Here is a 24,638-nt window from a genome sequence, read left to right as displayed (position 1 = left end):
TCCTACTGGCTAGTAGACTGTGGGGCATGACTACTCAGGCTTTTTCTCCCGAAGTATATTCGCGCCGGCTCTCGGCAGCGCAGGAAGCGGCCGCCCAGCAGGGCATTGACCTTTTGCTGATTGGCACCGGCCCCGATTTCGCCTACTTGACCGGTTCGTGGGTATCGTCCCACGAGCGCCTGACGGTGTTGGCCGTTCCCCAAAGCGGCACGCCGTGGATCGTCTCGCCGAATACGGATATTACGGATATTAAATCGGCGCCCGTCGGCAAGCTGGATGTGGAGCTGCGCGGGTGGAATGACGGCGATAATCCCTACGAGCTCGCCCTTGAGGGCGCTGCGTCAATCAACAAGGTCGCGCTGGGCCAATCCCTGACGGCGGATCATATTTTGCAGTTCCAGGGGCTCGTATCTGATGCAGACTACGTTCTTGCCACCTACGCGCTGGCAGAGCTGTTTACCCGCAAGGACGAAGCGGAAATCGCGGAGCTGCGCAAAGCCGGCCAGGCCATCGACGCCGTGCACGCCAAGGTCCCCGAGCTCCTGCAGCCCGGCCGCACCGAGGCCGAGGTGGCCCATGAACTGGAAAAGCTCATCCTCGAAGAGCATTCCATCATTGACTTCGTCATCGTGGGCTCCGGCCCTAATGGCGCCAATCCGCACCACAGCTTCTCCGACCGGAAGCTGGCTGCGGGCGAGCCCGTCGTCGTGGATCTCGGGGGCACCTTGCCCTCCGGCTACCACTCCGATTGCACCCGCACCTACGTCGTAGGCGGCGATCTCAGCCAGGCGCCGCAGGACTTCCAGGACGCCTATGCCGTGCTTTACGATGCCCAAGCGGCCGCCCGCGCCGCCGCCAAGCCCGGCAGCACGGCCGAAGAAATCGACGGGGTTGCTAGGAAGGCTATTACCGATGCCGGCTGGGGCGATAAATTCGTTCACCGCACCGGCCACGGTATTGGTCTCTCGACCCACGAGGAGCCCTTCATCATGGAAGGAAATGACCTAGCGCTGGAAGAGGGCATGGCCTTTTCCATCGAGCCAGGCATTTACCTAGAAGGCCAGTGGGGCATGCGCCTCGAGGACATCGTGGTGCTGACCAAGGATGGCTACGAGTCCCTCAACGTCGTTGAACGCGAAGTGCGCTAAGTGGCTGGCGTACTGATCTTGGGCGGGCGCAGCGATATCGGCGGCGAAATCGCCCAGCGCGTGGCCCGTGGCAACGACATCGTCCTCGCCGCGCGCGGGACGCATGGGCTTGAGGAGATTACCTCCCAGCTAAAGGCCGCTGGTGCGCGCAGCGTCCACCAGCTGTCCTTTGACGCGGAGGACTTTTCCCAGCACCGCCAGATCTTTGCCGAGGCCAAGGAACGCGTCGGCGCCATTGAACTGACGGTGGTCGCCTTTGGCATCCTGGGGGATCAAGATAGGGCGGACACCGATCCTGCCCACGCGGCACAGATCGCCACCATCGACTACACCGCCCAGGTCTCCGTGCTCACGGTGGCGGCGCAATCGATGCCGCGTGGCCATATCGTGGCCTTTTCCTCCATCGCTGGCTGGCGGGCGCGGCGCGCCAATTATGTCTACGGTTCCACCAAGGCTGGCCTGGATGCTTTTTGCCAGGGCCTTGCGGATAGGTTGCACGGCAGCGGGCTCGGGCTGATTACCGCGCGCCCCGGGTTCGTCATTGGATCCATGACCCAAGGAATGAAACCGGCCCCGCTATCGGTGCGGCCAGGCGATGTCGCCGATGCCGTCGTTGCCTGCATTGATAACGACGACCGCCGCGGTCAGGCGCGCAGCCACACCCTGTGGATCCCAAGGGCGCTGCAAGCCTTGGCATGGGTCATGCGGTTGGTGCCCCGACCCGTGTGGCGGCACATGCCGCGTTAGTCGGCCTAGCCCTCCCGCAGCAGGGGCGAGTTGATATCAAAGATAAAACCGCGCGGGGCGAGCACGCGGAGGACGACCTCGGCATCGCCCTCCGCGATGTCGTGAAAGACTAAGCCACCCCACGGGGTGACGGTGATGGCCACCTCGAGCTGGCCGATAAGCTGCGCGAACTGTGCCGGGATGGCGCCTTGGTGGACGCCCGCGCCAAGGTCGACCACGCCATCTGCCTGGTGCTCGTCCAGCCAGCCAATCGGCCCTGGTTCCGCGTTAAGCTCCGAGCCACTTGCCCCAGTGCCCTTCGTCTCGGTGCTTTGCGCACCGAGGCGTTGGAGGTGGGCTGCGGCATCGGCAAGCGAGAGGCCTGCGGTAGGGCTGTTGGTGGCGGGGGACTGGATGATATCCAAGGTGGCATCGTCAAGCAGCCGCATGCTGACCTGCGTGGCAGAAGCCGGGAGATCGTCGTCGGTAGTGGTAATCGCGAGCGACTCCAAGCCGGGCTGTTCGGTATACAGGTGCGTGGCCAGCTCGCGCGCGGCCTGCTTCGCCGCGGCAGAAAGGGGAGAGGCCAGCATAGGAATGTGGAAGCTCTGCAGCTCTAATTTATCCAGCTCCGCCGCAAGCTGGGCCTTGTCTGTAACTCCCCGCAACTCGATGGCGGAATTGGGGCGGATATAAACGCTGCCATCGGCCCAGTGCGCCGCGCAATAACCCAAATGGATCCAATCATTGGGGCTGGTAAAACCGCCCACAACGTGCAGGCGCAGGCAAGTGCCGGACTCGGGATGCTGGAAAAATTCGGGGTAATGCATAGCTTGCCAGTCTAGCCTGAGTGTTGCCAGCATATCGTCAGCAATGCTCGTTAAACTGGAAGCTATGCCGTTTTTATATCTCGTCCTCTATATGCTGGCGGAAACCCTAGCGTTTTGGGCCGTAGCCGAGTGGATTGGCGTCTTTTGGGCGCTCATTGCCCTGTTCATCACGATGTTCTTTGGCATGTCCATCGCCAGCATTGAGGTGCGCCGGCTGATGGGTAAACAGGTAGAGCAGGCCGGTGACGGGACCTACTACGTGCGCGATGACAACGTAGGAAAAACCGCCGGCAACGTGGGCTTGACCTTGGCCGGTGGCATGTTGCTGTCCCTGCCTGGGTTCTTGACCAGTTTTCTGGGGATTCTGCTCATCTTCGCCCCAACGCGGTCGCTGTTTCGAAAGTTTATGGCCGTATCCATCTACCGCAAGGTGGAGAGGATGGGTGTGCGCATTTACGAGGCATCGCCCATGGCGCAACAGCACGATAGCTATGGCAACTTTGGTTCCTTTGGGCAAGCAGCGGGGCAATCCTTTGGTCAGTCCTCTGGTCAGAGCGACTCCCACGAGGTAATCGATGAGGAAGAGCTGCGCAACTGGTCCGAGAACCTGGATCCTGATGACTTCGGTCCCCGCGGAGGCGACGATAACTCACAGGGTGGAAAATAAGTGGCGGTATTTTTCGCCCGCCTCGTCATAGCGGGCATGTCTGGTGCGCTGACCTTTACCGCCGTTGAGCCGCGCGGCTGGTGGTGGGGCGCGATTATTGGCATCGCCCTGTTATATGTGAGCCTGATGCCGTGGCGTGGGCGACAGGTGCGCGGATCCGTAGGCGCGCTTTTGGCGGTGACGCACGGGTTGGTCTTGTACCTGCTGAGCCTGCCCTGGATTGGCGAGTTGGTAGGGACCGTGCCCTATGCAGCACTTTCTATCTGGCTTTCGGTCTATGCCATCTTTTTAGGCATCTTCGGGGCCGCTGTGGCTCGGTGGCGATACGGATTTTTGGTCTTTCCCTTCGTATACCTCGCCGTTGAGGTCCTGCGTTCCTCGGTTCCCTTTGGCGGTTTTCCTTGGGTCAAGCTGGCGTGGGGGCAAATTGAAGGCCCCCTAGCCAACCTCGCCCCGTGGGGTGGGACCTCGCTGATCACGGCGGCAACGGCATTGTGCGCCTGCGGCCTGGCCGGCTTGTTGCTGCGCGGCGGGCGGGTGAAAGTGGCCGCTGGCGCCGCGCTCATCCTCCCGCTCATTGCGGGACTCGCGGCTGGGCACGGCATCGATCCCGCAGATACCAAGGTTGGCGATACCAAGGTGGCGGCTATCCAAGGTAATGTGCCGCGCAGTGGTCTGGACTTCGCTGGGCAGCGTCGCGCGGTACTGAATAATCACGTCCAGGAAACGGAGAAGCTCGCGCGCCGCGAAGACGATATAGATCTGGTGATCTGGCCGGAAAACTCTTCCGATATCGACCCTTTCCGTGACGGCGAGGCGGCCCAAGCCATTAGCGGGGCCGTCGATGCCATTGACGCGCCCGTGCTAGTCGGTACCGCCACCCGCGATGAGGTGGGCGCGCGCAATACCATGCAAGTCTTTACCCCTGGCCATGGTGTGGGCGATCACCACCATAAGAAGTATCTGCAGCCGTTCGGTGAGACCATGCCAATGCGGGACTTCTTCGCGCATTTTTCGGACTACGTCGACCTCGCCGGGGATTTCAAGGCAGGGGACGGGCCTGGTGTGGTCTCCATGAATTCCGTCGCGGTAGGTGTGGCGACCTGTTACGAGGTCTCCTTCGATAATGCCTTCCACGAGTCAGTTAAAAACGGCGCGCAGATTCTTACGACGCCAACCAATAACGCAACGTTCGGCTTTTCCGATATGACGTACCAGCAGCTGGCCATGAGCAGGCTGCGTGCGCTTGAAACCGACCGCGCCGTCGTGGTTGCAGCCACCTCCGGGGTCTCCGCACTCGTGCACCCAGACGGCAACGTAAGCCAATCCACGGAGCTCTTTGAGCCCGCGGCACTGGTAGAAAGCCTGCCGCTGAAAACCGGCGAAACATTTTCGGTGCGCTACGGTTCGCTCATGCAGTGGCTGATGGTTATTATTGGTACCGTCTGCGCACTCATTGCCGTGCGTACCAACCGATTGGGTCGTACACCTCGCGGTGTCGGCGCTAAAGAAAAGTAGGAGCATTAATTACTGTGAGCACTCTTGATTCTGCGACGCTGGTTATCATCCCAACGTATAACGAGATTGAAAACCTTCCCCTGATTACCGGCCGCGTCCGCGAGGCGCTGCCGGAGGTTCACATCCTCGTTGTGGATGATAATTCCCCCGACGGCACCGGCGAGAAGGCCGATGCTTTCGCAGCAGAAGATGACCACATTCACGTGCTGCACCGCGAGGGCAAGGGCGGCCTCTTGGGCGCTTATATCGCCGGCTTTGAGTGGGGCTTGGAGCGTGACTACCAGGTTCTTTGTGAGATGGATGCTGATGGCTCCCACGCCCCAGAGCAGCTGCACTTGCTGCTGGAGGAGATTGACAAGGGCGCGGACCTCGTCATCGGCTCCCGCTATGTGCCAGGTGGCGAGACCGTCAACTGGCCGGCATCCCGCGAATACCTGTCCCGATTGGGCAACCTGTACATTTCCTTCGCGCTTGGCACCGACCTGTCCGATATGACCGCAGGCTACCGCGCCTTCCGCCGCGAGCTCTTGGAAGACATCGACTTTGATGAGCTGTCCAAGGCCGGCTACATCTTCCAGGTGGACTTGGCCTTCCGCGCGGTCAAGGCTGGATACGATATCCGCGAGGTGCCCATCACCTTCACCGAGCGCGAGTACGGCGAATCCAAGCTGGATGGCTCCTTTGTCAAGGACTCCCTCTTCGAGGTAACCAAGTGGGGCGTGGCCCACCGCGCGGAGCAGGTGAAGGATTTCGCCGGCGAGGCGTCCAAGCTGGCGGACCACGAGGTCAAATACGGCTCCGTTCACAATGCCGGCCAGAAGGCTCGCAACGGTGTAGGTTGGGCCACCAATTTGGCCAATGAGCTGGGCTACTTGGTCAAGCACCAGGTGGGCCAGCTGACCAAGAAGAAGTAATCTAGGCAGCATTTAAGCCCGTACCCCGTGCCAAAATGGCAGTCAGGGTACGGGCTTTAATTAATTCCGCTTGAGCCTTTAAGACTTCTTTTGCTGCTCCTGCTCCTTGAGGAGGCGAGCAGCGGTCCGACGGCGGGAGCGCAGGTGGTTAATGCGCTCTTCCAAAAGCTCATCGAGCTCCTCGATGGAGCGACGCTCCCGCAGCATATCCCAGTGGGTGCGCGGTGGCTTGATGGGCTTAGCTTCCACGCCTTCACCCTCTACGAGGTGGCCCAGTTTGCCATTCTTGCACATCCATTCTTCAGGGATTTCTGCCTCATGTGCAAAGGGCACCTCATAAATCTCACCATCGTCCGTGCGGTATTTCACCATCTGGCGCGGTGCGAGGTCGTGGTCGCGGTCAGTTTCGTAGCTGACTGCACCCATACGGCTGCCACGGAGTACGCGATCTGCCATGCAACATCATCCTTTTCAAAGAGATCCCTGATTGACGGCGATAGTTTCGCCTAAGAGCTATTTATTATAACGAACACCCACGCAGTATTGTTCCCAGCCCGCCGTTTAATGGACTAAAGTGTATCGAGTGATCCGTACAGCTAGTCGTGAAAGCAATGTCGGTTCCTGCCAATGGTGTGGAAAGGATATTGACCAAGGCGGTAGGGGACGACCACGTAAGTTTTGCAGCGCCTCGTGCAAACAGCGTGCTTATGAACAAAGAAACAATGTTAGTGGCACGGATATTCCTGCCGATGCAGTAATCTTAAGCCCAGATAAAGTGCAAGGTTTGCGCGACGGCCTTTTTGAATTGCGGTGCTCCGCAGAAGACATTCATACCGCCGCAGAAGAAGGCGCGAGCGCGGAAGAGCTTTCCAGTCTGTGTGAGGAGCTTATTTCGCTGGCTCGGCGTTTAGAAGGACTTCGATAGTAGATGAAAAATCTTTTTTATAACCGGAAACTCGTCGTTTCCATCTTCGTGGTTTTAATCCTCGTGCTTACCGCCGTAGCGATCGGCCCGATTGTGTACTCGCTTTTTAAAAGCGGCGGCGTCAAGACGGAGCCCGTGACTGCCGATGGCGCCAAGGCAGCCTCAACGCCGCTCGACGGTTCCTGGTCCGTGGCCAAGGGTCGCGCCGATAACCACACCTCGGTGGGCTTTACCTTCGACGAGGTTCTGCCCGCGGAGAGGACGTCCACCTCCGGATCGACCACGGAGGTCACCGGCCAGGCGGAGATTTCCGATTCCACGCTGGAATCCGCCACCATCACGGTGAATATGGATGCTCTTACCACGGACAAGAAAGTCCGCGACCAAAACATGAAGTCCAAGCTCTTTAAGACCTCAGACTTCCCAGAATCTTCCTTCACGCTTACCAAGCCCGCCTCGCTTGCCGATGTCCCCGAAGACGGCACCGTCGGCTCCGTGAAGCTCACCGGTGACCTTAAGATCAAGGACAAGACGCAGGAAATCACCCATGAGTTCGATGTCCTGCGTGACGGTGACGATATCGTCATTGGCGGCGACGTTCCGATCAACCGCCTGGACTACAACGTGGAGACCCCAGACATGCTGGCGGCTAAGGTCGCCGAGGACGGCGAGATCAACCTGCGCATCTCCTTAAACAAGGACTAAGAATTAGGACTACATCGTGAATTCTCGACGCTTAATTTCCGCCCTGTGGTTCCGTCTCGTAGTCGTCATAGCTTTCACGATTTTCGTCGCGGTCCAGCAGATGTGGATTGTCACTGCGGTTGCAGCATTGCTAGCCGTATTAACCATCTGGCAGCTGTGGAGCGCCTATAAAAACCAATAGAGGACCAAGGCGTCACCCCTTTGATTAGCGTCACTGTGACTAAATATCAGGATATAAGTGCCCCTAGCGTAGCGGCAGGAAAGTCCCGCTATCGGCGCCCGCACACACAATCGGGCGTTTGGGCCGTGAACTCGTTCGCCGGACACCCCAGACAAGCCCAAACGGATTCGCAATGCTGGCTCGCTTCAGACATTCAAAGGCTGCTCGGCAAAGTCTGGGCCAACTTAACCACGGAACCTGCAAGCCTTAGCACGCCGCATCCAAAACAAACAGGGCGGTCAAAGCTCCGGGCCGAACTGCGAACATGACAGGCGGGATCGCACGCAACCCAAACACGCTCAAGCCGTCCGCAGCCTAACCTGCAGATCCCCATAATTGTCCGATAATGTACATTATGTCATTTTAGATCCGTGGAAGTCCCTCCCATCGGGCCGAGGCCCGTCAAATAAGAATGTTCAAGCCACTCACAGCGCAATATGTTCCAAATTGACAAATAGTGCCCTCCAAATGCCCTAATTCGGCCCTCTATTTGTCAAAACGCATCAAATCCTGCACATCACGCATCAAAGCATCCGCAACACACCCACAGCACCACATACGCCAAACGTGCAACGCCCAAGGCCAACACATATGCTGGAGCTCATGACTATTCAACGCGTTGTTAAAAGGCCTTCCCGCGCCGCCCTGTTCCTGGTCTTGGACATTGCGGAAGGCGGCGAGCAAGCTACTCGGGACATGCTCTCCGCATTTGGCGATACCTTCAAGTCCGTCAATTTCCGCCACAATGAGGGCGAGCTTTATACGGTCGTCGGCATCGGCGCGTCTATGTGGCCGCGCCTTACCAGCGCTCCCCGCCCGGACAAGCTCAAGGAGTTCGAGCCGCTGGAGGGTACGTACAAGGCTCCCTCTACGCCCGGCGATATCCTGCTGCATTTCCGCGCGAATACGTATGACCTTTGCCACGAGATGGCGCGCCAGGTCCTGCGCCAGCTGGGCGATGCCGCCACCGTGGTCGATGAGACCCAAGGCTTCAAGTACCTGGACCAGCGCGATCTCCTGGGCTTTGTGGATGGCACCGCCAATCCCCTCCCCGAGGAAGCTTTAGAGACGGTGCTGCTTGCCGATGACGCCGATTATCCCCGCGGCTCCTACGTCACCGTGCAAAAGTACACCCATGACCTAGATAAGTGGAGCGGCATCAGCACCGAAGAGCAAGAACGCGTTATCGGGCGCACCAAGGCCGATGACGTGGAGCTCGATGAGGATGCGCAGCCCTCCAATTCCCACGTGGCCCTCAATGACCTTGAGGAGGATATCTACCGCGAGAACATGGTCTTCGGTTCCTTTGCCGCAGGTGAGATGGGCACGTACTTCATTGGATATGCCAAAGACCCAGAAGATATCAACGAGCGTTTGCGCAATATGTTCATCGGCGATCCGGAAGGCAATTACGACCGGATCCTGGACTTCTCCACGGCCCTGACTGGAACGAACTTTTTCGTCCCGAGCGTGGATTTGCTAGACGAATTCGACGAACTTCCGCACTAAAAAGCAATAAAAATCCTAACGGCGCCCGCCGCGATTGCGGTGGGTTAGGCCAAATTGGACGGAATCGATCATCCCGAGCGTCATGAGCGCCTCGCGAAGTGCGAATTGGAAGGTCCATAACCTGCGGAAAACCGGATCAAAGCCGGCAGCGGCGGCCTCGCGAAGGTGCCCATCAAAAAAGGATCGCTGCTGGCGCAGGGACTCAATATAGTGGCTGCCCACGTGCGTTTCGGACACGATGCGCAGGTGAGAGTTCTTATCCACGAGCCGGTGCACATCCATAGTCAGCGGGTAGTCGAGGCCTGGCCAGATATAGGCCCGCATGGCCTGCAACGATGCTCGGGCCGCGTCCGACATGGATTCGGTGGCCACGATGGATTGAAAAGCCGCCCGCCCGTTTGCGGTAAGGAAGCGATCGAGGACTCGGATATAGGCCTTGCGCTCGCGCGGGCTTAATTGCTCGAATTTTTCCACGCTGATGATCGCGTCGTAGTGCCCGCGCCACTGCTTGGGGCTCGGAACAGAATCCGGAATCCGCTCTACGTGGATAGAATCTTCCGTTCCGGCAAAGACAAGCGCCTCGCGCATCTGGGTGATTTGTTCGACATCGCTGGTCAGGACGTCGACTGTGGCGCGGCGTTTGGTAGCGCGTATCGCGGCCTGCATCCCGGCAGCGGGATAGACCAGAAGGTGGGTACCGGCGCCGGTGCGGGTGGCATCGAGGAGCCAATCTGCCGCCCTGCGCTGCGCCTCACCCAAGTCATCCCGGTCCACGTTGGTGGGCTCGCTGACCGTGGTGACATCGACAAAGTGGCTCTTCGGCTCCCTGCCGCCGGCCTTTGGGCTAAAGCTTTCGACCGTTTCCCGGATCGTCGTCGGCACGCCGCTGGAGAAAATCCCGCCAACGTGGCTGAGGCCATCGCCGGCATAGAGGCGCACCAAGTCGAGTGGCAGCTCCCCTGGCTCGGAATCGCGGACGCTTACTCCCTGCGGCTTGGGGAGGTATCCCACCTGCAGGAGCTTGCCCAAAACCTTTACCAATTGGGCGGAGGATTCGACGGTCCACTCGCCTGCCATGTAGCTTTCGGCAAAACCTAACCATCCGGTAGCGGCGATTCGCTCGAAGAGCGCATCGTGGCCCACCTTTAAATCGGGACCGCCCGCTGCATCGAGTTCGAGCTCCAAGCCGGCATTATCGCAGGCCTTGGCAAATTCCGCCTCGGCCCGGCGGGATTTTAGCGTCGCCCAGCGCTGCGATGGCACGGTCGCGATATTGGGCCATGCCTCCGCGTCGATGGAGCGTAAATGCTCGGGGGTGGAAAAACTCATGGTTTGAGGAGCGCTCCTGGGTGCAAGGGGTCACGGTGTGGGCTTATTTTAGCCAGTTTCTGAGCGGTTTCGGTCAAGACGCTCCGCAGGAAAGTAAACCCGAAACGCATGTAAATGGGTATCAAGTATGCACGTTATGTGACGAGCGTTTACACTATACGGGTACTTAAATTAAGCTTTCTCGAGGAAGGTCGCATTAATTCCATGACTGATACCCCTTATCGTCCAAACGGAAGCCGTCACCACGTTGTCGTGGTTGGCGGTGGATTCGGCGGTCTTAACACTGTGAAGAAGTTGAAGAACGCCGATGTTGAGATCACCCTCATCGATAAGAAGAACCACCACCTGTTCCAGCCGATGCTCTACCAGGTGGCAACCGGCATGATTTCCGCAGGTGAGGTTGCTCCCTCGACCCGCCAGCTGCTGCGCAACCAGGATAATGTGGACTTTGTCAACGGCAACGTGACCGACATTAACCTGGAGGACCAGACGGTTACGGCCGAGCTCGATGACTTTTCGCGCACCTACTCCTATGACTCCCTCGTCGTCGCCGCTGGTTCCAGCCAGTCGTACTTTGGCAATGACCACTTTGCGGAGTTTGCCCCAGGCATGAAGACCCTGGATGATGCCTTGGAGCTGCGTTCCCGCATCATTTCGGCCTTCGAAAAGGCTGAGCTTACCGATGACCCCGCAGAGCGCGAGCGCCTCCTCACCTTCATCATCGTTGGCGCCGGCCCGACCGGTGTGGAGCTCACCGGCCAGATCGCGGAGTTGGCTAACCGCACGCTTAGCGATGTCTACTCCACCTACGGCACCTCCGCCGCTAAGATTTACCTGCTTGATGGCGCGCCACAGGTACTCCCGCCGTTCGGCAAGCGCCTGGGCCGCCGCGCCCAGCGCACCCTGGAGAAGGAAGGCGTCAATGTTCGCCTGAACGCCATGGTGACCGATGTCAACGAAGACTCCGTGACCTACAAGAACATGAAGACCGATGAAGAGGTCACCCTCGAGGGCGCGACCAAGATCTGGTCCGCCGGTGTTGCCGCTTCCCCGCTGGGCAAGATGGTCGCTGACCAGGCCGGCGTCGAGGCTGACCGCGCCGGCCGCGTCTCCGTCAACGATGACATGACCGTTGGTGACTTCAACAACGTCTACATCATCGGTGACATGATGTCCCTGAACCGCCTGCCGGGCTTGGCACAGGTGGCAATTCAGGGTGGCGAGCACGTCGCCAAGCTCATCGAGACCAAGGTGGACGAGGAATCCACGGCCGATGAAAAGGAACCTTTCGAGTACTTCGACAAGGGCTCCATGGCCATCGTCACCCGCTTCAATGCCGTCGTGAAGCTGGGCAAGACCGAGTTCTCCGGCTTCCCAGGCTGGTTGGCGTGGTTGGCCCTGCACCTGACCTACGTCATTGGCCTGCGCAGCCGCTTGGCCGTATTGGTCAACTGGGCAGCTAATATCCTCTCCCGCAACCGCGGCAACCTGGAAATTACTACCCAGCAGCGCATCGCCCGCAACCTCATCGACGAGGCAGAAGAAAAGAACTAAACTTTCTTCGGCACCAGCCGCCGTCCCACTACCTCACCTTCGGGGCTGTGGGCGGCGGCTTTTGTGGTTTTCGTTCCTATTTTCCCATTTTTGTTAGGCTTGGATATTACAACATGGGGTGCCACGTACCGTGGCTGAGAAAAACCCATCGAACCTGCACTTAGTTAGAACTAGCGAAGGGATTGTTGTGGACTTATCATTTCTGCGTGCCCACGATGCGGTGCGCGATACCGCTCCACTTATTCAGTGTTTGACCAATAAGGTCGTCAGCAATATTTCTGCCAATGCGCTTTTGGCTATCGGCGCCAGCCCAGCAATGGTAGATACTCCAGATGAGTCGCAAGATTTTGCGAAGATCGCCAGCGGCGTGCTCATCAATTGCGGAACCCCGAATTCCGAGCAATACGCCGGCATGCGCGAGGCCATCGCCGGTGCGACCGCGGCCGGAAACCCGTGGGTCCTTGACCCCGTCGGCGCGGGAGGGCTGGAAAAGCGCACCGGGTTCATGCATGAAGTCTTGCCGCAGGGCCCGACGGCGATTCGCGGCAACGCCTCCGAAATCATCGCCTTGGCAGGAACCGGAGCCGGCGGGCGCGGCGTGGAATCTACCGATGGCGTGGAGGCGGCGCTGGAACCTGCACTCAAACTTTCCCGCGAGACTGGGGCCGTTATTGGCGTATCTGGCCCCACGGATCTCATCGTGCAGGCAGACGAAAAGCCGCGTGCGGTAAGCCTCGAATCTGGGCACCCGATGCTGCAAAACGTCATCGGCACTGGGTGTTCGCTTGGCGCTATCTGCGCGGCTTACCTAGCAGCGTGGGAGGATCCATTCGCGGCTATCGTCGCCGCGCATGCGCATGTAGGGGCCGCGGGCAGCGTTGCCGCTGAGAAATCCACGTCACCTGGCTCCTTTGCGGTTGCCTGGCTCGATGCGCTGCATGAGCTCACCACTGACGCCATCGAAGAGCGCATCTCTGCCTCCGAGGTCGCGGACGTTGCGGAGCTGTCATGAGCATCGATTGGACGCTGTATCTCATCACCGATCCTGAGCTCGCCGGCGGGCGGGACAAGGTCATACCCATCGTGCAAGAGGCGGTGCGCGGCGGGGCGACCGTCGTGCAATTGCGCGATAAGGAGGCCAGCGACGAGGAGGTCGAGGCTACCGCCCGCGACCTTCTGGAGGTCTTGGGCGACGTACCGCTCTTTATCAATGACCGCGTCGAGGTAGCGGCCAAGGTGGGCTGCCACCTGCACATTGGCCAAGACGATATGGACTTATCCCAGGCCCGCGCCCTGCTCGGCCCTGATAAGTTCATCGGGCTTTCGGTGGGCACGCGGGAAGAGCTGGACGCCATTGACCCGCAGGAGGCCCCCGATATCATTGGCATCGGCCCAGTTCACTCGACGGCGACCAAGAAGAATGCACCCGCGGGAATCGGCGCCGAGGCCGCTAGGCACCTTGCCACCGCGGCGCGCGAACGCGGCATCGAGTCCGTCGCCATCGGCGGCATCAAGGCACACAATGCCCACGAACTTTCCGGAAGCGGCTTCGCAGGGATCTGCGTGGTCAGCGACATCATGGCTGCCGATGACCCGGCAGCGGCAGCACACAACCTAAAGGAGGCCTACCGTGGCTAAAGGAACCTACCCCCGTATTCTCTCGATTGCTGGGACCGATCCCACAGGCGGAGCCGGCATCCAAGCCGATCTGAAGTCCATCGCCGCCGCGGGCGGGTATGGAATGAGCGTGGTCACCGCGCTGGTGGCCCAAAATACCCAGGGCGTGCGCAGCGTCCACGTCCCGCCGCTGGATTTCCTCCAAAAGCAGCTGGATTCGGTCCGGGAGGACGTTGACATCGACGCCATCAAGATCGGCATGCTTGCCGATGCCCCCATCACCGACCTCGTATCCACCTTTCTCGACCGCATCGACCCGTCCGTCCCCGTGGTCTTAGACCCGGTCATGGTGGCTACCAGCGGAGACCGTCTTTTGGACCCCGAGGCAGAAAAGGCGGTGCGCGAGCTGTGCTCCCGCGCTGATGTCATCACGCCCAACCTCAAGGAGCTGGCCGTACTCACACAGACGGAGGAAGCAACGGACCTGGACCGCGCCATCGAGGTGGCTAAGGCATGGGCCGCTGAGGCGGATACGGCGGTCATCGTCAAGGGCGGGCACCTTGACTCGCCGATTGCCGATAACGCCGTGGTCACCCCAGGTGGAAAGGTGCACCGCGTGGAATCGGCCCGAGTGCAGACCAAGAATACCCACGGCACTGGCTGCTCCCTCTCCTCTGCCCTCGCAACGCGGCTTGGCGCAGGCGATGATGCCGAAACCGCCCTTGAGTGGTCGACGGATTGGCTGCACGAGGCGATTGCCAATGCGGATGCGCTGGCCGTTGGCAAGGGCAGCGGGCCGGTAGACCACCTGCACCGCTCGCAGCGCTTGATGCGGGCTGCATCCTCGGTCCCGCTTCCTCATCTGGCTGGGCCTTTGGAAGAGGCGGAAAACCCAGACCAGCCGCGCGTTGCGCCCGCAGGACCGTACACGCAGCGCCTGTGGAATATCGCGGCGGAACACTGGGAGCAGGTAAAGGCACTCCCCTTTATTCAGAAGTTGGGTTCCGGTGCGCTTGCCAATGATGCTTTTAGCTTCTACCTCGATCAGGATTCGCAATACTTGGCGTCCTATTCGAAGGCCCTGGCCCGCCTCGCTAGCCAAGCGCCCGATACCGCGCAGCAATTGCACTGGGCGCAGGGCGCTTACGAGTGCCTCGCGGAAGAGGCTGAGCTGCACCGCGGGTGGTTGAAGGATTCTGCTACTACCGCGCCATCGCGGGTCACCAGCGCCTACACGGATTTTCTCATCCGCAGCACCCATACGGACGACTACGCCGTCGGCATCGCGGCCGTACTTCCCTGCTACTGGCTGTATGCAGAGGTGGGCCTACATTTGGCGGAGTTCGATTCGCCTGATCACCCCTACCATGCCTGGTTGGAGGTCTACGGCGGCGAAGATTTCCTCGCCGGAGTGCGCGAGAGCATCAAGATTGTGGAGGAAACCTTAGAAAAGGCGGATGAGGCCACTCGGACGCGCGCCGAGCGCGCCTTTATCAGCGCCAGCATCCACGAGGTCGATTTCTTCGACCAAGCGGACCGGCGCTTTTAAGGCCTTAGGCCAAGAGGTCCGCGCCAGGCCTAGATAGCACGGCGACCAAGAAGGTGGAATGCTCCGAAAATAGCTTCATGTCCCAAGAGGAAAACGTGAAGTCAACGCGGTAGCCCACCTTCTGCGCCATATCGAGGAAGTCCTGGAAATCCCAACCGCGGCCTTCCCCAAAGCCGGTGACGAAGCGCCCGCCGGGGGCCAGCGAGTTAAAAATATTCCGCAGGGCTTCCTCGCGGCCGTCCACGGCCAAAAAGCCCATGACGTTTCCTGCGGAAACAGCCAAGTCAAAGGGGCCTTCAGGAACCTCTTCCGTGCACAGGTCCCCGACGAACCACTCGCCGTCGGGGAAGTCATGTTCAGCGTGCTCGATCAAAATGGGGTCCACGTCAATGCCCACCACGCTGTGACCGCGGCGCAGCAATTCCCCGCCGACGCGGCCGGTTCCGCAGCCGGCGTCGAGGATGGTGGAATTGCGCTCCACCATGGCATCGACAAGCCGGGCCTCCCCATGAATGTCTTTGCCCTGCGCCTCAAGCATCTTCCATTTGCGGGCGAAATTATGGGAGTGGGCGGGATTGGCTTCGGTAACTTCTTTCCACGTAGGCATAGATTCGATTATATTACCCACCGTCGGTGTAAGCTTTACCCGCTGCGTAAAACGTGGCGCGTTTTACTACTTGATTGCGTTACTATCCGCACTACCGTGCAAAGGAGGCTGAAACGATGCCGTCCGTACCCACGCCCTTTAGGGGCCGAAAGAAATCCACGCCTCCTAGTCAGCCCTCCTTCCCGCCGGTTCCCGCGGAGCGCGCCATTGAGCACTGCCGCGTCTTCGTCGATGGTGAGGCCCTGCCCGGCGAGTATTCCGCGCATTCCGCCTTGGAAACCGTGGCGGAATACGGCCGCGGGTTCGTCTGGGTGGGCCTGCATGAGCCCTATGAATCCCAGATGACGAAGATCGCTTCGCAATTTGGCATCCACGAGCTCATCGTGGAAGACGCCGTCATGGCCCACCAGCGTCCGAAGCTGGAGCGCTACGATGACCAGCTCTTTGTGGTGGCCCGCTCGGTGAATTACCGCGACCACGATGAGGTGAAAGATAAGCGCCAGATTATTTCTACGGGCGAAATCCAGATGATTATGGGCTCTAACTTCATCATCACCGTTCGCCACGGTGCGAAGCTGCCTAACTTGGCGTACACGGTCGAAGACGAGCAGGATTTGGTGGAGCTCGGGCCCGTCGCCATGGCCTGGAAGATCCTAGACATGATGGTGGACCGCTACTCCGAGGTTGCGCGCCTTATTAGCGATGAAGTCGATGAACTCGAAGAGGAAATCTTTACCCCGAACCTGAAATTCGATGTTGACCGCATTTATATGTTCAAGCGCGAAGTCTTGGAGATGAAGCACGCCATTTATCCGCTTTCTGCGGCGCTAAAGGCGATGGTCTCGGATCACAAGGATCTCATCTCTAAGCAGATCCGGTCCTACCTGCGCGATGTCTATGACCACGAGCTCGTGGTCAATGACTTGGTCGCCAGCTTCGATGAACGCCTGACCTCGCTTATCGATGCCTCGGTGGCCAAGGTCACCATGCAGCAAAACTCGGATATGCGCACCATCTCCGCGGTCGTCGGCATGTGGGCCGCGCCGACCCTCGTCGCCGGTATTTACGGCATGAACTTCGATATCATGCCGGAGCTTCACTGGGCCTTTGGCTATCCCATGGCAATCATCATCATGGTCGCTGTCGTTGGCGGCCTGTGGGCGTGGTTCCGGAAGAACCACTGGCTCTAGCTGCGCTTATCCATAATCATGGTGCGCAGCGTGGTGCGTGCAATGAGGGTGTCTCCTTGGCGCATCTCTACGCTCCACACGTGGGTGCGCGTGCCCAATTGAATGGGGGTGGCCACCGCTTCTAGCTCGCCCTCCCCTGTCGCCTTGATGAAGTCCGTGGAGTTATTGACGCCCATCGCCGGGGCATCGGCAGCCGCGACGCTGGCGATAGACGCCACCGATTCCGCGATGGTGCAATAAAGACCGCCATTGGCCACGCCCCACGGCTGGTGATGCTGAGGAGTCACGGTAAGGCGCGCGCGGGCCTCGGTCGGGCCCACGCGGTCGAAGGTGAGCCCGATGAACTCAGCAAGCCCGCCGTTAACCGAATTTAGTTTCTCCAGTTCCTCCTCGTTGAGCAAGCGCGTGTGCGCGGTATGAAGCAAGTCATTGAGTATCTGGGTATCTGACATAGTCTTCAAGCTTAACCGCCAGCGCGGCGAAAGCGCGGCGGTGACGTAGGATAGGCACCATGACTGAAAAGAACGAACTCGCGCACATTGGTGTTGTCGGCCTGGCGGTAATGGGCTCCAACCTCGCCCGCAACTTTGCCCGCAATGGCAATACCGTCGCCGTCTATAATCGCAGCCCGGAAAAGACCCGCGCCCTCATTGAGGCCCACGGTAACGAAGGAAACTTTATTCCTTCCGAGTCCATCGCGGATTTCGTCGCTTCCCTGGAGCGCCCCCGCAAGGCCATCATCATGGTGCAGGCAGGCAAGGCCACCGATGCGGTCATCGATCAGCTTGCCGATGCCATGGATGACGGCGATATCATCATCGATGGCGGCAATGCGCTGTTTACGGATACCATTCGCCGCGAAAAGGAAGTGGCCGAGCGCGGTAAGCACTTCGTGGGTGCGGGCATTTCCGGCGGTGAGGAAGGCGCCTTGAACGGCCCGTCCATCATGCCTGGTGGTCCGGCCGAGTCCTGGGAGACCTTGGGCCCCATCCTAGAGTCCATCGCCGCCGAAGTAGATGGCACTCCGTGCGTGACCCATATTGGACCGGATGGCGCCGGCCACTTCGTCAAAATGGTCCACAACGGCATCGAGTACGCCGATATGCAGGTCATCGGCGAGGCCTACCAGTTGCTGCGCTACGGCGCTGGTCTGGAGCCTGCCGAGATCGCGAAAATCTTCAAGGAATGGAACTCCGGCGACTTGGATTCTTACCTCATTGAGATCACCGCCGAGGTACTCGCCCAGAAGGATCCGGATACGGGCGCCCCGCTTGTCGATGTCATCCTGGACGCCGCCGGCCAGAAAGGCACCGGCCGCTGGACCGCCATCAACGGCCTCGAATTGGGCGTGCCAATTACCGGCATTGCCGAGTCCGTCTTTGCCCGTGCACTGTCTTCTTCGAGCCAGCAGCGCGCCGCCGCGCAGGAGGGCCAGCTTCCGGCAGGCACGAACGCGAACTTCGACATCGATAAGGATGCCTTCATCGAAGACGTTCGCCGGGCCCTTTACGCAGCCAAGCTCATCGCCTACTCCCAGGGCTTCGATGAGATCAAGGCCGGTTCCGCCGAATTCGGTTGGGATGTCGATCCGCGTGACCTAGCCACCATCTGGCGCGGCGGCTGCATCATCCGCGCTAAGTTCTTGGACCGCATCCGCGAGGCATTTGATACCAATCCAGAGCTTCCCGCTCTGATCCTTGATCCCTACTTCAAGGGCGAGCTGGAAGATCTCATCGAACCGTGGCGCCGCGTCGTCGTCGCCGCAACCCAGATGGGCCTGCCCGCTCCGGTCTTTGCCTCTTCGCTGTCCTACTACGACAGCCTGCGCGCCACGCGCCTGCCCGCCGCCCTGATCCAGGGCCAGCGCGACTTCTTTGGTGCGCACACCTTTAAGCGCACCGATAAGCCGGGCACCTTCCACGTCGAGTGGTCCGGCGACCGCAGCCTGACGCAGACGGACTAAGTACTGCAAATAAAAAGGGAGGACATGCACGGTGCAGGCCCTCCCCTTTTTCGTCTCTGGATTTAGACCAAGCCCAGCCACGACCAGTAGGTGGCAGACAGCAGCAGGATGAGCAGGTACCCGACAATGGTCAGCGGGATACCAGAGCGCAGGAATTGCTTGGTGCTAAAGGCACCGGTGCCATAGGCCAGCATGTTCTGCGGCGCCGAGACAGGCAGCAAGAATCCGAAGCAGATGACGAACTGTTGGATGACCACGAAGCCGATGCCGCCGTTGGGCACATCCAGCGTGGAAGCCAAGGCAATAAAGACCGGGATGAGCGCGGAGGCCAGCGACGTCGCTGAGGCAAAGCCCAAGTGGATGAGGATATTAAATAGCGATACCAGCGCAATCGTTGCCAGAATCGGCAGCGAATCCAGCCCCATTAACCCGAAGGTCTTTTCTGATAGCCACGTGGCAGCGCCAGTATCCAGCAGGAAGGAGCCAAGGGAAATACCAATGGCAAAGACGATGAGGGTACCCCAGCTCACGGACTTTTGGGCCTCTGGCCAGGTAAATACGCCAATCTTCGGCAGCAGCATCAGGGCGACGGCCACCGCGGTAATGACGGCCGAGCTAATCGGGTGCAGCAGTCCCTCCGTGGCCCAGAAGAAGAGCAGGAGGAGGGAAAACCCGATGAGTCTTTTCTCTTCCGGTGAGGTGGGACCAAGGTCCTCTAGCTGCTTGGCGATGAGCTCCTTTCCTCCCTCAATGCGCTCCGTTTCCGGTTTGATGACGGCGCGCATGATGAAGTACAACGCGACGGACATCAGGATGGGCCAGGGCGCGGCCCAAATAAACCACTGCCCCCAGGAGACCGACTGCCCCATTTGATCCTCGATAAAGCCCACCGCCACGAGGTTTTGTGCGGCTGCGGTTTTAATACCTACATTCCAGATCGAGACGGCCTGCGCTGCGGTAATGACGAGTAGGGCACCCAGCTTCGACTCATAGGATAGGCCGAAGGCGGCTACCATACCGAGCAAGATAGGCACCACGGCGCCCGCACGCGCGGTGGCAGAGGGAACGAAGAAGGCCAAGATGATGGCGATCGCGATGGCGCCGATAACGATGTGGGAGGTCTTCTCCCCCGCGATCTTCAGCACGTACAGCGCAATCCGCTTGTGCAGGCCCGTAGCCTGCATCGCTCCGGCCAAGATCAGCGCCGCGGCCACGAGCGCTACCGCAGACGAGGAAAATCCTGCCATCGCGACCTTGAGGGCATTAGAGGTGCCATAGATACCATCGGATTCTGGATCCGGCCCGAGCCCCAAAAGTAGGGAGATAAGGCCGACGATCAACAGTGCGCTCACCGGATAGCTCACGGCCTCGGTCACCCACATGATCACCGCGAAGGCCAGCATGCCTAGGGCCACTTTAGCGGGCCAGTCGAGTCCCGGGATCGGGATAAGTAAGACGGCCGCTAGGGCCAGGAAGGCCAGCGCGAACCACACGGCATCAAGGTGAAATTTCTCCTTTTTCGTGGGTTCGGTAGATTCCTGCGGCGAGGAGTGGGAAGAAGAACTGGCTGTGGATGCTTGTGCTTGAGCCATGGAGACGACTCCTTAACAGTTCGTTGTGGCCCTGGGATGGGCCGGTGAGTGGAGGAATAAATCGTGTGTGCTTCCCAGCACCACCTTCCACGTTAGGTAATAACCAGTGAAATACCTAAAGTAGAGCCCTATTTTTGCTATGGCATTTCTCACTCATAAAGAGGGTGCCCAATCGTGCGCTGGCCGATGCGGAATTTTGCGCACCCACCAGTTAGAATTGCCCAACGATGACTACTTTTGCCGAACTCGGCTTACCTCAGCGCGTGGTTCACGTTTTGAACGACCAAGGAATCACGGAAGCATTTCCCATCCAAGCCGCAGCCATCCCGGATGTACTTGCGGGCAAGGACGTACTCGGCCGCGGGCCTACCGGATCCGGAAAGACCTTTACCTTCGGGCTTCCCACGCTGGCCCGATTGGCTGGCTCGGGTGCCTCGACCCCGGGCCACCCCCGTGCGGTCGTCCTCGCCCCCACCCGTGAGTTGGCGACGCAGATCCAACAACGCCTCGATGAGCCCGCCACCGCATTAGGGCTGCGCGTCCTCGCGGTGGTCGGCGGCGTCAATATCAACCACCACATCCGGTCTTTGGCGCGCCCAGTGGATCTCTTGGTCGCTACACCTGGTCGCGCCCAGGATCTCATCGCCCAAGGCAGGTTGTCCTTTGACAAGGTGCAGATCACTACTTTGGACGAGGCGGACCAGATGGCCGATATGGGGTTTCTTCCCCAAGTGCGCAAGCTCTTAAACTACACCCCGCCCACCGGTCAGCGGTTGCTGTTTTCGGCGACCCTCGACGGAGACGTCAATAAGCTCGTCGAGCAATTCCTGCACGATCCCGTGGTGCATTCCACCGCACCGGTGACCGCGGCGGTGGAATCGATGTCGCACCACCTGTTTTTCGTCGGGGATCGCCCCGCCCGCAACGAGGTGGTTATGCGCATCGCCGCACGCGCGGGCAAGACCATTATGTTCATGCGAACGAAGCACGGCGTGGATAGGCAGGTGAAAAAGCTAAGGCGCGTCGGCATCAACGCCTATCCACTCCACGGGGATAAGGGCCAAGGCGCGCGCACCCGCGCCATTTCCGGCTTTGCCGATCGCTCCATTCCCGTCCTCGTTGCCACCGATATCGCAGCACGCGGCATCGATATCGCAGACGTCTCCCTCGTCGTCCACGTGGATCCGCCGGCCGAACACAAGGCCTACCTGCACCGCGCAGGGCGCACGGCCCGCGGCGGCGCCACAGGCACGGTGGTTACCCTGGTCACCGATGAACAGCGTTCAGAAGTAGCTGCCCTCATCAAAAAGGCCGGTGTGAACGCTACCGAATACGATATTTCCCACCGCGATAACCCGGCCGGCGCTCCCGAGCTGCGCACGGTCACCGGCGCCCGCAAACCGCACGGACCGGCCCTTCCACCGCCGGGCCAAGACGGTTCGCACGGCTCGGGCCAGCAACAAAAGAAACAACCCCCACGCCAACAGAAGCGGCAGGTTGGTGGAGCCAGGAGGGGTAAGGGGCGGCGTCGCTAAGCGCTGGCGCAATAGAAAGGAGGATAGGCCCATGCAGGTTTTATCTACCGCTGACTGGACCGCCCGCATGGATGAGCACGAACGGCGGGCAACGGACCGCCTGGAGCGGTTTCGCCATCCGGGCAGCTATCACCCGGTGTTTGATTTCCTCTTTGAGTATTACCCGGTGCGCCCATCGCATCTAAAGCGTTGGCACCCGGGCATCGGCATGGCGCTCGAGGGCGACGCGCCCCAAGCTAGCTGGCGCGACTACCGCGAGACCCCGGACGGCATCACCGTGGACGTGGAGTCCTATATGCAACGCCGCGGCAGCTCCGTTGACTATATTCTGAATCTGCTGCGGCGCTCTGCCACCAACCCGGTGCACTTTGATTGCTTTGGCCTGCATGAATGGGCGATGGTCTACCACACCGATTCCCCGCGCCACGATCTCCCGCTGCGCTTAGGCGCCGAAGGGACCAACCGCGTCGTGGATACTCACTCCCTCAAGTGCTCGCATTATGATGCCTTCCGTTTCTTTACCCCGCCGGCGCGCCCGCTCAATCTGACGGTGCTCCACCGCGAGGATCAACCAGCCAACGACCAGGCAGGCTGCGTGCACGTGAGCATGGATCTTTATAAATGGGCATGGAAGCTGGGGCCCTTGGTCCCAGGTGATCTCTTCCTCGATTGCCTGGATCTGGCTATCGATGCCCGCATCCTTGACATGGAGGCCTCCCCGTACGATTGCCGCGACTGGGGCCTTGGGGTAGTGCCCATTGAAACGCCGGAGGGAAAGGCAATATACGTCAATCGTCAACGCGGCTTGGCCCAGCGCGCCCAACCGCTGCGCGAGCGGCTTGTCGCAGTAATGGAAACGGCTTACTCCCAGATACACTAGGTTAAACGCATCACGCGCTGGCTCGGGAGACTTTGGAGAAAGGCATTACATGGCACGGCACTCAAACGGGGAAAACAAATTCGCGATCGCCGGATGGGTTGTCGCGGTTGCCATCATCGCGATCCTTGCCGTCATTGCACTGGTGGTTTTCTTAATGCGTGATGGCGATGATTCCGGCGACACTACGGCCGCCGAGACCGCATCCGAATCCACTGTAGAAAGCAGCACCGCGGCCGCCTCCTCTACTCCTAGTACGTCGGGCACCGATGCTCCGCAACCTTCGACAACCGACGGCGCCGAAGCAGGCAAAGATACTTCCTCCCCAGCTCCCTCCTCCACCGTGGAACTGGCGCCCAATACCCTCCTGCTCGTTGATACTTCCGCGAATATGACCGCGATGTTTGATGCAACGCAACAAGCGCTTTCGAGCACCGCGGGAAAACTGAGCCAGAATAATAGCCAGGTTGCTCTCTGGAACTATTCGTCTCCTATCTCGGAAGCCGCCACGGTGGGCTACCGCGATAACCTCGGATTCGGCAATGGCGCTGCGGTTCCGGATACGCTCGCGGCATTCGGCACCGGTGGCGTGCCGCAATCGCGCAGCGCCACAATTGCCGCGCTGAACACCGCTGCGGATCAGGCCGCCGGTACCAACCAGAAGGCGCGGGTGCTCCTTGTGACAACGGGCACCGAGCTCGATATGGACGATGCCCAGTTTGCCGCCGCTCTTGACGGCGCGAAGTCAGACAACGTAGAGCTATCCGTTGTCCACGTGGGCCCAGGGGCAATCGATGAACAGCTAAAGAACGCCACTGACAACTTCACCAGCGTCGATGCAGGTACGCAAGAGGACCTCAACGCGGCAATCGATAAGGCCGCTGGGGTTTAAACAAAAAATTCTCCCTCCACCCCCGTGAGCTGGGGTCTGGAGGGAGAACCTATTAAGAGGACTTAGGAGCTCTTGCGATTGCGGCGAGCGGCGAGCTCATCCAAGCCAACCACGTTGTCCTCGGGCAATTCCTCGATGCGCTCTGCGGGGAAGGACGTAATCGTGCCGGACAGTTCCTTCAAGATTCCCGGCACTGCGATGCCAAAGACGCCCTGGCCGCCGGCGAGAAGGTCAATGACCTCATCATTGGAGCGGCACTCGTACACGGTGGTGCCATCAGAGACGAGGGTGAGCTCCGCCAAGTCATTGACGCCGCGGTCGTGCAGCGATTCCACGGCTAGGCGGATGTTCTGCAGGGAGATTCCGGTATCGAGCAAGCGCTTGACAATCTTGAGGACCAAGACGTCCTTGAAAGAATATAGGCGCTGCGAGCCCGAGCCGCGTGCGGTGCGAATGGAGGGGTTGACCAGGTTGGTGCGTGCCCAGTAGTCCAACTGGCGGTAGGTGATGCCAGCAACCTGGCAAGCGATGGGCACGCGGTACCCCACTTCTTCGTCCGGTCCCACATCAAAGAGGGATTCTTGGACGTACTGGGACTCGGACTGAGTGTCCTCGGTGATGCTCACGTAATTACTCCAATGGGGTTTGTTGGAAGCTCTAAAGATCAATTAAATGCCAAGCGCACACCCCCGTCAAGCGGTGCTTGCTTAACCTTCGAGTACAACTTTAGACTTTAAAAACCACATTGTCACCATTAGTCACACGCGTGTC

The 24,638-nt window shown here is 59.8% G+C and carries 25 protein-coding genes and 1 riboswitch; of the genes, 18 read left to right on the top strand and 7 right to left on the bottom strand.

What is annotated here, in order from left to right:
• Positions 1–26 precede the first annotated feature (26 nt).
• Entirely contained in the window at positions 27–1,148 is a 1,122-nt protein-coding gene (locus CACC_RS06185; RefSeq protein ID WP_005279214.1) for a M24 family metallopeptidase, read from the top strand.
• Positions 1,149–1,895: an SDR family oxidoreductase gene (locus CACC_RS06180; protein WP_005279215.1), complete on the top strand. Its 747-nt coding sequence runs from the start codon at positions 1,149–1,151 to the stop codon at positions 1,893–1,895. It abuts the gene before it with no gap.
• 5 nt (positions 1,896–1,900) lie between these two features.
• On the opposite strand, the gene CACC_RS06175 is transcribed toward CACC_RS06180, so the two are convergent.
• Entirely contained in the window at positions 1,901–2,704 is an 804-nt protein-coding gene (locus CACC_RS06175) for a precorrin-3B synthase (RefSeq protein ID WP_244262149.1), read from the bottom strand.
• Positions 2,705–2,768: 64 nt separating this feature from the next.
• Between CACC_RS06175 and CACC_RS06170 the strand changes: the two genes are divergently transcribed.
• From CACC_RS06170 to CACC_RS06160, 3 genes are read left to right on the top strand one after another with little or no spacing between them, the layout of a single operon-like run.
• Positions 2,769–3,371 carry an FxsA family protein gene (locus tag CACC_RS06170; protein WP_244262150.1) on the top strand — a complete coding sequence of 201 codons (603 nt, stop codon included), beginning with the start codon at positions 2,769–2,771 and terminating at the stop codon, positions 3,369–3,371.
• Between the two features lie 36 nt (positions 3,372–3,407).
• A complete protein-coding gene (gene lnt, locus CACC_RS06165; protein ID WP_425265814.1) occupies positions 3,408–4,889 on the top strand; it encodes an apolipoprotein N-acyltransferase in 1,482 nt (493 codons plus the stop codon).
• A 14-nt stretch (positions 4,890–4,903) separates the two neighbouring features.
• A complete protein-coding gene (locus tag CACC_RS06160; RefSeq protein ID WP_005279219.1) occupies positions 4,904–5,803 on the top strand; it encodes a polyprenol monophosphomannose synthase in 900 nt (299 codons plus the stop codon).
• A gap of 78 nt (positions 5,804–5,881) precedes the next feature.
• Here CACC_RS06160 and CACC_RS06155 read toward each other — a convergent pair whose 3' ends face one another.
• Complete coding sequence (locus CACC_RS06155; protein WP_005279221.1) at positions 5,882–6,259, bottom strand: RNA polymerase-binding protein RbpA; 378 nt, start codon at positions 6,257–6,259, stop codon at positions 5,882–5,884.
• A gap of 127 nt (positions 6,260–6,386) precedes the next feature.
• Between CACC_RS06155 and CACC_RS06150 the strand changes: the two genes are divergently transcribed.
• From CACC_RS06150 to CACC_RS06135, 4 genes are all read left to right on the top strand, one after another.
• A complete protein-coding gene (locus tag CACC_RS06150) occupies positions 6,387–6,728 on the top strand; it encodes a hypothetical protein (RefSeq protein WP_081443662.1) in 342 nt (113 codons plus the stop codon).
• Between the two features lie 3 nt (positions 6,729–6,731).
• Complete coding sequence (locus tag CACC_RS06145) at positions 6,732–7,433, top strand: YceI family protein (protein WP_005279225.1); 702 nt, start codon at positions 6,732–6,734, stop codon at positions 7,431–7,433.
• Positions 7,434–7,449: 16 nt separating this feature from the next.
• On the top strand, positions 7,450–7,614 hold the full coding sequence (locus tag CACC_RS06140; RefSeq protein WP_005279227.1) for a hypothetical protein: 165 nt from the start codon (positions 7,450–7,452) through the stop codon (positions 7,612–7,614).
• A 642-nt stretch (positions 7,615–8,256) separates the two neighbouring features.
• Positions 8,257–9,162 carry a Dyp-type peroxidase gene (locus tag CACC_RS06135; RefSeq protein ID WP_035108508.1) on the top strand — a complete coding sequence of 302 codons (906 nt, stop codon included), beginning with the start codon at positions 8,257–8,259 and terminating at the stop codon, positions 9,160–9,162.
• Between the two features lie 15 nt (positions 9,163–9,177).
• On the opposite strand, the gene CACC_RS06130 is transcribed toward CACC_RS06135, so the two are convergent.
• On the bottom strand, positions 9,178–10,491 hold the full coding sequence (locus tag CACC_RS06130) for a class I SAM-dependent methyltransferase (RefSeq protein ID WP_005279232.1): 1,314 nt from the start codon (positions 10,489–10,491) through the stop codon (positions 9,178–9,180).
• Positions 10,492–10,695: 204 nt separating this feature from the next.
• On the opposite strand from CACC_RS06130, the gene CACC_RS06125 reads away from it, so the two are divergent.
• The 4 genes from CACC_RS06125 (at position 10,696) to CACC_RS06110 (ending at position 15,211) form a co-directional block, all read left to right on the top strand.
• The gene (locus CACC_RS06125; RefSeq protein WP_035108480.1) at positions 10,696–12,045 is read left to right on the top strand and encodes an NAD(P)/FAD-dependent oxidoreductase; all 1,350 of its coding nucleotides are present in this window, start codon (positions 10,696–10,698) and stop codon (positions 12,043–12,045) included.
• 104 nt (positions 12,046–12,149) lie between these two features.
• A riboswitch (TPP riboswitch) is annotated at positions 12,150–12,245 on the top strand.
• Entirely contained in the window at positions 12,233–13,057 is an 825-nt protein-coding gene (gene thiM, locus CACC_RS06120) for a hydroxyethylthiazole kinase (RefSeq protein ID WP_005279236.1), read from the top strand. Its footprint overlaps the riboswitch before it by 13 nt.
• Entirely contained in the window at positions 13,054–13,683 is a 630-nt protein-coding gene (thiE, locus tag CACC_RS06115; RefSeq protein WP_005279237.1) for a thiamine phosphate synthase, read from the top strand. Before thiM ends, thiE begins: the two co-directional genes overlap by 4 nt.
• Positions 13,676–15,211, top strand: a complete 1,536-nt coding sequence (locus tag CACC_RS06110; protein ID WP_005279239.1) for a bifunctional hydroxymethylpyrimidine kinase/phosphomethylpyrimidine kinase — start codon at positions 13,676–13,678, stop codon at positions 15,209–15,211. The genes thiE and CACC_RS06110 overlap by 8 nt, the downstream gene beginning before the upstream one ends.
• A gap of 4 nt (positions 15,212–15,215) precedes the next feature.
• Here the strand turns inward: CACC_RS06110 and CACC_RS06105 are convergent, their stop codons facing one another.
• Positions 15,216–15,818, bottom strand: coding sequence for a class I SAM-dependent methyltransferase (locus CACC_RS06105; protein ID WP_023028800.1), 603 nt, complete (start codon positions 15,816–15,818; stop codon positions 15,216–15,218).
• A 116-nt stretch (positions 15,819–15,934) separates the two neighbouring features.
• Here CACC_RS06105 and corA point away from each other — a divergent pair, with 116 nt between their 5' ends.
• Entirely contained in the window at positions 15,935–17,008 is a 1,074-nt protein-coding gene (corA, locus tag CACC_RS06100) for a magnesium/cobalt transporter CorA (RefSeq protein WP_005279244.1), read from the top strand.
• Here corA and CACC_RS06095 read toward each other — a convergent pair.
• Positions 17,005–17,460: a PaaI family thioesterase gene (locus CACC_RS06095; RefSeq protein ID WP_005279245.1), complete on the bottom strand. Its 456-nt coding sequence runs from the start codon at positions 17,458–17,460 to the stop codon at positions 17,005–17,007. The two genes, corA and CACC_RS06095, sit on opposite strands and share 4 nt — an antisense overlap.
• Positions 17,461–17,519: 59 nt before the next feature.
• Here CACC_RS06095 and gndA point away from each other — a divergent pair, with 59 nt between their 5' ends.
• Entirely contained in the window at positions 17,520–18,971 is a 1,452-nt protein-coding gene (gndA, locus tag CACC_RS06090) for an NADP-dependent phosphogluconate dehydrogenase (protein ID WP_005279246.1), read from the top strand.
• Positions 18,972–19,033: 62 nt separating this feature from the next.
• Here gndA and CACC_RS06085 read toward each other — a convergent pair whose 3' ends face one another.
• Positions 19,034–20,563 carry an SLC13 family permease gene (locus CACC_RS06085; RefSeq protein WP_005279247.1) on the bottom strand — a complete coding sequence of 510 codons (1,530 nt, stop codon included), beginning with the start codon at positions 20,561–20,563 and terminating at the stop codon, positions 19,034–19,036.
• Positions 20,564–20,790: 227 nt separating this feature from the next.
• Here CACC_RS06085 and CACC_RS06080 point away from each other — a divergent pair, with 227 nt between their 5' ends.
• From CACC_RS06080 to CACC_RS06070, 3 genes are read left to right on the top strand one after another with little or no spacing between them, the layout of a single operon-like run.
• Positions 20,791–22,098 carry a DEAD/DEAH box helicase gene (locus tag CACC_RS06080; protein WP_005279248.1) on the top strand — a complete coding sequence of 436 codons (1,308 nt, stop codon included), beginning with the start codon at positions 20,791–20,793 and terminating at the stop codon, positions 22,096–22,098.
• Positions 22,099–22,129: 31 nt separating this feature from the next.
• On the top strand, positions 22,130–22,978 hold the full coding sequence (locus CACC_RS06075; protein ID WP_005279249.1) for a hypothetical protein: 849 nt from the start codon (positions 22,130–22,132) through the stop codon (positions 22,976–22,978).
• Between the two features lie 49 nt (positions 22,979–23,027).
• Positions 23,028–23,867 carry a vWA domain-containing protein gene (locus CACC_RS06070; RefSeq protein ID WP_005279250.1) on the top strand — a complete coding sequence of 280 codons (840 nt, stop codon included), beginning with the start codon at positions 23,028–23,030 and terminating at the stop codon, positions 23,865–23,867.
• A 62-nt stretch (positions 23,868–23,929) separates the two neighbouring features.
• Here the strand turns inward: CACC_RS06070 and CACC_RS06065 are convergent, their stop codons facing one another.
• Positions 23,930–24,493: a MerR family transcriptional regulator gene (locus tag CACC_RS06065; RefSeq protein WP_005279251.1), complete on the bottom strand. Its 564-nt coding sequence runs from the start codon at positions 24,491–24,493 to the stop codon at positions 23,930–23,932.
• Positions 24,494–24,638: the final 145 nt, after the last annotated feature.

Origin of the sequence: Corynebacterium accolens (assembly GCF_023520795.1) — a bacterium.
Classification (GTDB): domain Bacteria; phylum Actinomycetota; class Actinomycetes; order Mycobacteriales; family Mycobacteriaceae; genus Corynebacterium; species Corynebacterium accolens.
The sequence above is the reverse complement of the archived record's forward strand: the minus strand, read 5'-3'. Positions and strand labels throughout refer to the sequence as shown.